The sequence below is a fragment of the Clostridiales bacterium genome (assembly GCA_012512255.1).
Taxonomy (GTDB): domain Bacteria; phylum Bacillota; class Clostridia; order Christensenellales; family DUVY01; genus DUVY01.
Genome location: JAAZDJ010000041.1, coordinates 1 through 10,876, shown reverse-complemented (window position 1 = coordinate 10,876; position 10,876 = coordinate 1). Strand labels below are relative to the sequence as shown.

Annotated in this window: 9 protein-coding genes; 8 read left to right on the top strand and 1 reads right to left on the bottom strand. The window is 41.6% G+C overall.

What is annotated here, in order from left to right:
• The 4 genes from GX756_02215 to GX756_02200 all read left to right on the top strand — a co-directional run.
• Positions 1-445, top strand: a 445-nt coding sequence (locus GX756_02215) for an ATP--guanido phosphotransferase (protein NLC16676.1), incomplete at its 5' end; no start/stop codon positions are given.
• A 61-nt stretch (positions 446-506) separates the two neighbouring features.
• Positions 507-2,975 carry an ATP-dependent Clp protease ATP-binding subunit gene (locus tag GX756_02210; protein NLC16675.1) on the top strand — a complete coding sequence of 823 codons (2,469 nt, stop codon included), beginning with the start codon at positions 507-509 and terminating at the stop codon, positions 2,973-2,975.
• Between the two features lie 164 nt (positions 2,976-3,139).
• Positions 3,140-3,667, top strand: coding sequence for a ribosome-associated translation inhibitor RaiA (gene raiA / locus GX756_02205; protein NLC16674.1), 528 nt, complete (start codon positions 3,140-3,142; stop codon positions 3,665-3,667).
• A gap of 146 nt (positions 3,668-3,813) precedes the next feature.
• The gene (locus GX756_02200) at positions 3,814-4,596 is read left to right on the top strand and encodes a sugar phosphate isomerase/epimerase (protein NLC16673.1); all 783 of its coding nucleotides are present in this window, start codon (positions 3,814-3,816) and stop codon (positions 4,594-4,596) included.
• 1 nt (position 4,597) lies between these two features.
• Here the strand turns inward: GX756_02200 and GX756_02195 are convergent, their stop codons facing one another.
• A complete protein-coding gene (locus tag GX756_02195) occupies positions 4,598-5,095 on the bottom strand; it encodes a hypothetical protein (protein ID NLC16672.1) in 498 nt (165 codons plus the stop codon).
• A 138-nt stretch (positions 5,096-5,233) separates the two neighbouring features.
• Between GX756_02195 and GX756_02190 the strand changes: the two genes are divergently transcribed.
• The 4 genes from GX756_02190 to GX756_02175 form a co-directional block, all read left to right on the top strand.
• Positions 5,234-6,625, top strand: coding sequence for a glucose-6-phosphate isomerase (locus GX756_02190; GenBank protein NLC16671.1), 1,392 nt, complete (start codon positions 5,234-5,236; stop codon positions 6,623-6,625).
• A 54-nt stretch (positions 6,626-6,679) separates the two neighbouring features.
• Positions 6,680-7,450, top strand: a complete 771-nt coding sequence (locus tag GX756_02185) for a hypothetical protein (GenBank protein ID NLC16670.1) — start codon at positions 6,680-6,682, stop codon at positions 7,448-7,450.
• 110 nt (positions 7,451-7,560) lie between these two features.
• Positions 7,561-10,011 carry a DNA ligase D gene (gene ligD, locus GX756_02180; GenBank protein NLC16669.1) on the top strand — a complete coding sequence of 817 codons (2,451 nt, stop codon included), beginning with the start codon at positions 7,561-7,563 and terminating at the stop codon, positions 10,009-10,011.
• Positions 10,012-10,418: 407 nt separating this feature from the next.
• Positions 10,419-10,876 (top strand): RtcB family protein (locus GX756_02175; protein NLC16668.1); only part of this gene is annotated, 458 nt, incomplete at its 3' end.

Sequence of the window (10,876 nt, the reverse complement as noted above, 5' to 3'; positions counted from 1 at the left end):
CTTAAGGGGCGTTTATGGCGAAGGAACTCAGGCCGAGGGATACATGTATCAGTTGAGCAACCAATATTCGTTGGGCTTGAGCGATAAAGAAATTATCTACTCGGTAAAACACCAAATTTACAAAGTGGCCGAAGCCGAAGAGATAGCCCGCGACACGCTTATAAACAAAAACCGCGTTGAGCTTACCGATATGATTATGCGCGCGTGTGGCATACTAACCAATGCTTACAAAATTGACACTTCAGAATTTATGCAAAACATCTCATTAATAAAACTAGGCGCGGCGTTAGGAATTTTGAAAATAAAAAATACGGCGCTGGACGAGATAATTATCGCGTGCAGGCCCGCCAATTTGGCGTTAAGAAGCGGAAAAAAACTGGACGCCATAGAGCGCGATATTTACAGAGCCGAATTTTTGAGGGACATATTGCCCAAGATGGCGTAATTTTATTTAAGGATGTTATTAATATAAAAAAAGAAAATAGTAATTATAGAGGTGTGAAAAAATGTTATTTGGACAAATCAGCGCGACGCAAAGCGCTATGAACGTGTTACAAGAAGCCGAAAAACTAGTAAGAGCCTTAGGCGGCAACGAAATCGGCACAGAGCATATTTTATACGGCATCGCCAAAGGCAATTCTTTGGCGGCAAAGGCGCTAAAGGAATGCGGCGTTACGCCCGAAAAAATAGCGAGCTTTATCTCTTCGGGAAATACGCTTAACCAGATAGAAAGCTTGCTGGGCGGCGGTTTTTTTAAGACGCCTCTCCATTATTCCACCCGTTCCAAAAATTTGTTGCTAATGGCGCAACAGATTGCCCGCCAGTTTAAGATGCCTGCCGTAAGCAGCGAGTTTTTGCTAGTCGCGCTTTTGCAAAGCACGGACAGCATAGCGTATAGCATTTTGCAAGAACTCAATGTTAAGCCTCAAGATATATTGGACAAGCTGGGCAACCTAGGCGGCACAGCCACCGAAATGACGGGCGCCAAAAAACCGCAATCGCCGTTGCCTTCGTTTTTGAAAGATTTGGGCATTGACATAACGGAAAGGGCGAGGGAGCAAAAACTTGACCCCGTAATCGGCAGAAAAGACGAGATAGAGCGCATTATCCAAATTCTTTGCCGTAAGACCAAAAACAATCCCGTCCTAATAGGCGAGCCCGGCGTGGGCAAGACCGCCGTTGTGGAAGGCCTAGCCCAAGCCATAGTAAAAGGCGATGTGCCCGAACTGTTAAAAGATAAAATTATATTTGCTTTGGATATAGGCAGCATGCTTGCGGGCACAAAATACCGCGGCGACATGGAAGAAAAACTCAAAAGAGCCATTGAAGCCATTATAAAACACGGCAATATTATAGTGTTTATTGACGAGCTTCACACTTTGGCGACGGCGGGCGCGGATAGAGGCGAGGTCAAACCGGCGGACATGCTCAAACCTTATTTGGCAAGAGGCGAGCTGCAGACCATAGGCGCGACCACTACTGACGAATACCGCAAGTTTATAGAGAAAGACAAAGCGCTTGAGCGCCGTTTCCAGCCTATAATGGTCAACCCGCCTACAGAAGATGAGACAATAGAGATTTTAAAAGGTTTAAGGGATAATTACGAGGCGTTCCATAAAGTAAAAATTACGGACGAGGCGATTGAGGCTGCGGTCAGAATGTCCGAGCGCTATATTATGGACAGATATTTGCCCGATAAGGCCATAGACTTAATAGACGAAGCCGCAAGCCGCGTCAAAGTCAGCGGCAACACTATGCCGCCCCAAATCAAAGAAAAAGAAGAAGAGCTTCAAAGGCTAGAAGCCGAAAAAGCCGAGGTTTTGAGCAAAGACGAATTTGAAAAAGCCTCGGTTATCAGGGACAAAATATACGCGATAAAAGAAGAGATAGAAAACCTCAACACGCAATGGAAAAAGAAAACCATAGAGGACCAGGCCCAAATTGATGTGGAAGACATAGCCCAAGTCGTCGCAAGCTGGACCAAGATACCTGTTACAAAGATTAACGAAACCGAAAAAGAAAAACTGATCAAGCTTGAAGAAATCTTGCACAAGCGCGTAATCGGTCAAGAAGAAGCGGTCCAAAGCGTAGCCAAAGCCATAAGACGCGCCCGAGCCGGGTTAAAAAGCGCCAACAGGCCCATAGGTTCGTTTATATTCCTAGGGCCAACAGGCGTGGGCAAGACCGAATTATCCAAAGCGCTATGCGAGGCTATGTTTGACGACGAAAATCTTATGATAAGGCTTGATATGTCCGAATATATGGAAAGCCACAGCGTAAGTAAACTTATAGGCTCGCCTCCGGGATATGTAGGCTATGACGAGGGCGGACAATTGACAGAGCAGGTAAGGCGCAAGCCGTATTCCGTGATATTATTTGACGAGATAGAAAAAGCGCATCCCGATGTTTATAATATGCTTTTGCAGATTTTGGACGACGGAAGGCTTACGGACGCGCAAGGCAGGGTGGTTAGCTTCAAAAACACCATAATCATAATGACATCCAATGTGGGCGTGAGCGCCCTAAAGAACACGCCCAAGGCCTTGGGATTTTCCGAAGAGTCAAGCGAGCGCAATGAACAAAAGACCAAAGAGATTTTGCTAGACGCCCTAAAGAAAAGGTTTAAGCCCGAGTTTTTGAACAGGGTTGACGTCATTACGGTTTTCCATCCTCTCAACGAGGCGCAAATAAAACTAATAGCCAAAAATATGCTCTACGACATCAACAAAAAGCTCAAAGACAAAAATATTACCATTACTTTTTCGGAAGATGTGCTTGATATGGTGGCGACCCAAGGATACGACCCCGAATACGGAGCAAGACCGCTTCGCAGATTAATAGAGCAAAAAATAGAAGACAAACTAGCCGAAGAAATGCTTGCGGGAAATATTCAGGACAACGCCGTTTTGGATTGCGTTCTTAAAGACGGCGAGATAAAATTTGTCGCAAAAACAAAAGCCTCAAAAACCAAATAAAGACCTTTTTGATGTAAGGACGGCTTGGCTATGTGATTTTTTCACAAGCCGTCTTTACAAAGCATATTAAAAAGTGGTAATATAAAATTAACAAAACTGTCTATAATTTTATAGGAAAAAAGTCAAATTTTTTTACATTTTTTAGAAGACAGGGAGGCTTATTTATGAAGTATGAAATCATTTCCAAAAATTTTTTCACAAGCAAAAGACTTGAAGAAATCATCAAAAAGAAATTTGACAAACTTACTAAGTTTTTTGATTCAGACACTCCCATTAAGATCAACCTAAGAAAAGAAAAAGAAGATTATGTCTTTGAAGCCACTATTTTTTCTGACCATGTATTTAGGGCCGAAGTCAAAAGCAAAGACGATATGTTCGTCAATGTGGACGCGGCTTTAGATAAAATTGTGCGGCAAATAACCAAGCACAAGTCCAAATTTGACTCCAAAAGAATGAAAGAATTTTTCAAAACAATGAACGGGCTTATACCTAAAGAACAAGAAGAAAAGCCTTCCAAAGTGGTAAAAACCAAAACATATTATTTAAAGCCTATGAGCATCGACGAAGCCAAACTTCAAATGGAACTTTTGGGACATGACTTTTTTGTCTTTTTGAACGAGCAAGACGATAATGTCAATGTCGTTTACAAACGCAATGACGGCGATGTAGGAATAATAAAAGCGATTATTTAAAATATATAAAGCCGCCAAAACTAACGCCTTGGCGGCTTTTTTTAGATAAAAAACAATAAGCGCATTTAAGAAATATACCCCCAAAAAGCGTGATTTTAAATATCAATTTGATATAATACTTTATATTGTGTTTTATATAGGCGCATATGAGAGTAGGAATATCAACCGCGACTTTTTTTAATAGAATTTATAACGAAGACGCTTTCGCGCAACTTAAGGAATTAGGCTGCGATTTGACCGAAGTCTTTTTTACCACATACAGCGAATACGAAAAAGAGTTTGTCCAAAAGATAGCGCGCGCCAAGGGCGATATAACCGTGCATTCGGTGCACGCTTTGGGCACCCAATTTGAGCCTGAATTGTTTAATGTGTCGCCAAGAGTCCGCGCTGACGCCGAAAAAATATTTCGCAAGGTTTGCGACGCCTCCCGCGTCTTAGGCGCCAAATACCTCACTTTTCACGGCCCTTACATAATGAAAAAACAGGAATATGTAATTGACTTTGAAAAATTGGGCAATAGAATTAACGAGCTGATAGATATCGCCAAAAGCTACGGCGTTTGCTTGTCCTATGAGAATGTGCATTACGCTTTTTTTAACCATCAGTCGTTTTTTACCAAATTAAAAAGATATTGCCCTGAGATTTGGGGCACATTGGACATAAAACAATCAATACAAGGCGGCGTTGACCCTTACGATATGCTCGAGGCCATAGGCGACAGGCTTTCCACCATTCATATTTGCGACATAAAAGACAACAACCAAACCGCCATTATCGGCCAGGGCGCTTTTGATTTTGAGAAGTTTATTAACACTCTAAAATCAAAAGACATCGCGGCGCCCGTCATTTTGGAGCTGTATTCTACGGACTACGATACAATGGACGAGCTAAAACAAAATTACGAATACATAAAAAAATTGGCGCGCTAGGTTATCTTTTGTATTTTTTGATTATTTCCTTTGCCCAAGCATCGTCGGGCGATTCAATAATCAAATACGGCTTGGAGCCGACGGAGTAGGGCGCGAGCGTAAGCGTAAGATAGCGGGTTTTGTTTTTTTGGACCATTATATAAAAGACGAGATAGTCTACATAGCCGTCTTTGTAGGCAAGAATGGTTATATCCCCCCAAGGCCTTTCCAGGACATTGTCAAAATTACTATTTTTCAGGTAAGGGACTTGTATAGTGGGCGTATTGCCTTGTTTGTCTGTTGTATAATACTTGCTGGTTTCCACAATGCATACGGTCGCGTTTTCCAAAGGCTCGCGCGTTTTTAGATCAATTATTTTGATTTTTAAATAAGCCGAGTCATCTTGGTAGGAAGCCGTTTTGCTATTGCATAAACCAACCGTTATTAAGGCCGTAACAACGCTGCTTATAAAGCAACTGACAGCGATAATAATCAATAATTTTAGCCGCGCTTTGCCCATAAAATTCCTTTTTTTCAAAAATAAATACAACAATGTTGTATAATTTATATGTTATATTTGAACGAATAATGATTTGACTATTATTGGTTATTTATGTAAAATAAAAAAAACTTATTTGTTAGGAGTAGGTATTTTTTTATGCGGCTAAAAATTGATTACAACAATATGATGCGACACGCTATAGGCGACGAGGAAGGGTTAAGTTTTAGCGAATTTGACGAGCACAAAGAATTGCTGGAATTGGCATATAGCAAGGTTATGGATAACAGAGGCAAAGGGTGGCAAGAGTGGACCAATTTGCCTTTTACGCAGCAAGAAGTCATTAAAGACATTTTAGCGACCGCCCAAAAATACGCCGATTACGACAATGTGGTCGTTTTTGGAATAGGCGGTTCGGCTTTGGGAACGCTTGCCGTCGCCAACGCGCTTTTGCACCTAAGGCACAACGAATTGCCCAAAAGCGCAAGAAAAGCCCCTAGACTTTATGTGGAAGACAATATTGACCCCGAGAGGATGCGCGCGCTTTTGGATATAATTGACGTAAAAAAGACCGTCTTTATTGTCATCACCAAGAGCGGCACGACAAGCGAAACGCTTGCCCAATTTATGATAATTCAAGACATTTTAAAACAACAATTAGGCGAAAAAGCCAAAGAAAATATAATAATTATCACCACAATGGGCAAGGGCACGCTTTATGACATAGCGGTCAAAGAAGGCTATAAGATTTTCGGCATAGGCAACGGCGTGGGCGGAAGGTTCAGCGTTTTCTCGCCCGTAGGGCTTATGCCGTTAGCTTTGGTAGGAATTGATATTAAGGCGCTTTTGGAAGGCGCTAGGGATATGAGCGAGGCGTGCTTTTCGCCCGAGTTTACCCAAAACCCCGCGCTTTGCACGGCGTTTTTGCAATACATGTATATGAGGCGGGGCAAGAATATTTCGGTTATGATGCCGTATGCCGACAGCCTAAAGTACATGGCTGATTTTTACTGCCAGCTTTGGGGCGAGTCCTTGGGCAAGGCCATTGACAACAATAATAATTTAGTTAATACGGGCCAAACGCCCGTAAAGGCTTTGGGCGTTACCGACCAGCACAGCCAAATCCAACTATATACCGAAGGGCCTTACGATAAGGTTGTCACCTTTTTGGCGGTGGAAAACTTTAGAACCACGGTCACAATGCCGACTATTGACGCGCCCGAGACCGAGTTTTTGCAAAACAAAACGCTTAATGAGTTAATAAATTGCGAGCGCCTTGCGACCGAATACGCCTTGGCAAAAGCCAAAAGACCCAATTTCACAATCATATTGCCCGAAGTAAACGCCCATACGGTAGGCGAGCTTTTGCAGTATTTTATGTATCAAACGGCGTATTGCGGCGCTATGCTTGATATTAATACCTACAACCAACCGGGCGTAGAGGAAGGCAAGCAAGCCACTTTCGCCATGATGGGCAGAAAAAATTACGAAAACAAACTCGCGGAAATCAAATCAATCTTAAAGGACGAGCGCTTTATAATAAAAAATTAAAAATTCTTATAAAAGATTGGTTTTTGGACTATAATTTTTAATAAGATAAGCCGTATGTATTTTGTTGATTTATTTTTGATGTTTATAGCGTTTTCTTTTTTCGGCTGGATTATAGAAACAATCTTTTGCTCTATATGGGAAAAAAGATTTGTCCATAGGGGGTTTCTAAACGGGCCGGTATGTCCCATATACGGCTTAGGGGCGTTGGCGGTTGGAATTTTACTTTCATATATTAATATTCATCCTATCGCCGATTATTTTTTGGTGTTTTTGGCGGGCGTAATTATTTGCACTATTTTAGAATATTTGATTGCGCTTATTTTGGAAAAAATATTTAATCTAAAACTTTGGGATTATTCAAATTATCCGCTCAACCTTCACGGCAGGGTCTGGATAGGTTATTCTTTGGCTTGGGGATTTTTAAGCATAATTTTGGTGTTTTTTATTAATCCCGCTATGAATAAAATTTTGGCGTTAACCCCCGCCAATTTAAAATATATTCTTACTATATTTTTATCTTCGGTATTATTGACGGATTTGACTTTTACAATCCTAAACCTTTCGGCTATATCCAAAAAACTGGACGAGTTAAAAAAGCTGTTTGCAAAATTGCAGCTTAAATTAAAAGCCTTAGGCGAGCAGGGCGCGGATTTTAGTTTTTTAAACAACAAAAAAGACGACGAGCTGGAAAATTACAAAAAATTAGCCAATAAATTGAGCAAACACCGCATAATCCGTACCTTTCCCAATTTTACAATCAAAAAGTTTGCAGAACAGCTTAAACTCATAAAAAACAAATTAAAAGCCGAAAAAAATAAAAAATAATAAATACTTATATCGCAGTTTTTTAGTAGTTAATAATTTTAGAAATAGCAAATACTAAATAAGGCTTATAAAAATTTAAGCCTTATTATTTTATAAAGAAAAAAATTGATATGAATCTTCAAGAATACAAACAAAAAAGAGATTTTACCAAGACCTACGAGCCCGCGGGCCAAGCTTTGCAAAAAAAGCCAAAAGACGCCCTAAGTTTTGTCGTGCAGCATCATATGGCGCGCAGGGATCACTTTGACTTTAGGCTTGAATGGAACGGCGTATTGCTAAGCTGGGCCGTTCCAAAAGGCCCCTCTTATAACCCGAAAGACCGTCGGCTTGCCATCCATGTGGAAGACCATCCCATAGAATACAAAGACTTTGAAGGGACTATCCCAAAAGGCCAATACGGCGGCGGCGTTGTAATGCTATGGGACGAAGGTTATTGGAAGCCGCAATCCGATGTCCAAAAAGGACTGGAACAAGGAAGCCTAAAATTTGAGCTTTTTGGCAGCAGGCTCAAGGGCAAATGGGCGCTGATAAGGCTAAAAGACCAAGAAAACGGCAAAAACTGGATATTGCTAAAAGAAAAGGACGAGTTCTCGTCTTTGGAAGACAAAATCTCCGCCTTTACGACCAGCATAAGAACGGGTCGGACCATGAGGCAAATAGAGCAAGGAATAGACAAAAAAAACTCCCATAACCCAATCAGCCAAGTCAATGTCCAGCTCGCCAAACTCGTTGAAAATCCGCCGCAAGGCGACGATTGGCTTTACGAATTGAAGTACGACGGGTATAGAATAGTGGCGTTTGTGGAAAACGACAACGCGAGATTGGTCACAAGAGGCAACAAGGACTTTACCAAATATTTTGAGCCCGTCGCCCAATCCCTTATAGAATGGGCGGAAAGCTGGGCAATGGTTTTGGACGGCGAGATTGTAATAATTGATAGTCAAGGCAGGACCGATTTTCAGGCCTTGCAAAGCTATATGAAAAACCCCAAGAGCAAAAATTTGACTTATATTATCTTTGACCTTTTGGCGCTGGACGGGGCGGATTTGAGGGAATATCCGCTTATCCAAAGAAAAGAGATGCTTAGCGACTTGTTAAAGGACGCGCCCAAAAGCCTATTATTCAGCAAGCATGTATTAGGCAACGGCAAACAAAACTTAGAAGCCGCTTGCAAGCATAATATGGAAGGTATAATAGGCAAAAAAATCAATTCCAAATATAGCGGAACGAGAAACGGCGATTGGATTAAGTTAAAATGCGCCCAAAGCCAAGAGTTTGTAATCGGCGGATACGCCAAAACAAACAAAAAAATTCGCGGCATAAGCTCGCTTTTACTTGGCTATTACGAGGGCGATAATTTGATTTATTGCGGGCGGGTCGGCACGGGCTTTACAGAAAAAACGCAGCTGGAACTTGAACAAAAATTCCAAAGCATAAAACAACAAGCCCCGCCTTTTAAAAATGCGCCAAAACCAAAAACCGATGAAAAAATAACATGGCTTAAGCCTATGTATATAGCGCAAGTCAATTTCGCCGAATGGACGCAAGACAATTTGCTTCGCCAAGCCAGCTTCAAGGGTTTGAGAATGGACAAAGACCCCAAGGAAGTTGCCAAAGAAAGCCCCCAAGACAACCAAAACGGCGAAAAACAGCCCCAAGACCAATTGACTTCGCAGGATTTAAAACCAATAAAAAAAGGCGCTAATATTCTATTAGGCGGTATCAAAATCACACATCCCGACAAGGTTATTTACCAAGATTTAAACATAAAAAAAATAGACGTCGCTATGTATTACGCCCAAGTCGCCGGGCGTATGATGCCGTTTATCAAAAACAGGATATTAAGCGTAATCCGCTGCCCCAAGGGCGTTTTGGAGCCGTGCTTTTTCAAAAAACACCGCCAAACGCAAGGCAAGGGCCTCGGAACGATTATGGTCAAAAATTCCGAGGTAAAAGACCAAGAGTATTTTTATATCCAAGATTCTTTGGGGCTTATCTCGGAAGCGCAAATGGGAACGGTTGAGTTTCATATTTGGGGCAGCCGCATAGAAAATATTGAAATGCCCGACTTGATGGTTTTTGATTTGGATCCCGACGAAGATATGGACTTAAAACAAGTAAGGCAGGGGGCCAAAGACTTAAAAAATCTTTTGGACAAGCTAAATTTAGTTTCCTATCTAAAGACAAGCGGCGGCAAAGGCTATCACGTGGTTTTGCCTTTTAGACCGACTGTTGATTGGGACACATTCAACAATTTCGCCAAGCGCGTCGCCCAAGCGCTAAAGAGCGCATACCCCGACCTATACACCGACAATTTAAGAAAAGCCAATAGAAAGGAACGAATTTTTATTGACTGGGCGCGGAACGGCAAAGGCGCGACCAGCATAGCGCCGTATTCTTTGAGGGCGCGCGCGGGCGCTAGCGTATCAATGCCGATTGCTTGGGACGAGCTTGACACAATCGCGCCCAATGAGATTAATATGACAGAGGCGCTGGCGAGAATAAAAAATCCTGATCCTTGGGCGGACTTTTTCAAGACCGAGCAGGAACTAAAAAGCTGATAAAGCCCAATATCCAAATATCAAAAATCTAAATATAAAACGAGTAAGTCTTTTAGACGGCGGACAATTATAACTACGGCAAGGCTAGAATAAATTGCCCGCTTTTTATTTTAGTGCCGTAGAGGATATATGCCAAAAAGACGGTTTTATGATTATTTAATAATATTATATTGCTTTTTAAAAAAACGGCCAAATAAAACATTCAAATCAATAGGCAAAGCAAAAACTTAAAACCCTGAGCTTCAATAAGCCGCGTAAAGCAAAGCCTATAAAGCCTTTTGCTGTATACTTTGGCGTTCAAAGGCATTGATTTTAATTATTATTATTGATAAAATATTAGGGCTTTGAGCTGCGAATATAACTAAATTAAACCGTATATATATTGAATAAGGCTTAGGGGATATATAATGATAGAACTTAATTCAAAATATGGAACGGTAAAAATATTCGCCAAAACCGTTGAAGAAGAGGCGCTGGGACAAATAACCAAAATGGCCAATTCGGTATTGGGCGAAAACGCTCATATAAGGATAATGCCCGACTGCCACGCCGGAATAGGTTGCGTGATAGGCACAACTATGCGCATATCCGATAAAGTGTGCCCTAATTTAGTAGGCGTTGACGTGGGCTGCGGCGTAACTTTGGCTAAAACTAATATAGCCTTTGAAAACCAACTTGGAAAACTGGACCAAGTTATAAGAAAAAACATCCCTTATGGGCATGATATCCATAACGCCCCAAAAGAGTGGGGGTTCAAAAGACTAAGATGCTGGAACAAATTAAGCGACAAAGTCCAATCTATCGCTATGCGCTCTTTGGGTACGCTTGGGGGTGGCAACCACTTTATAGAAGCGTATGAAGACGG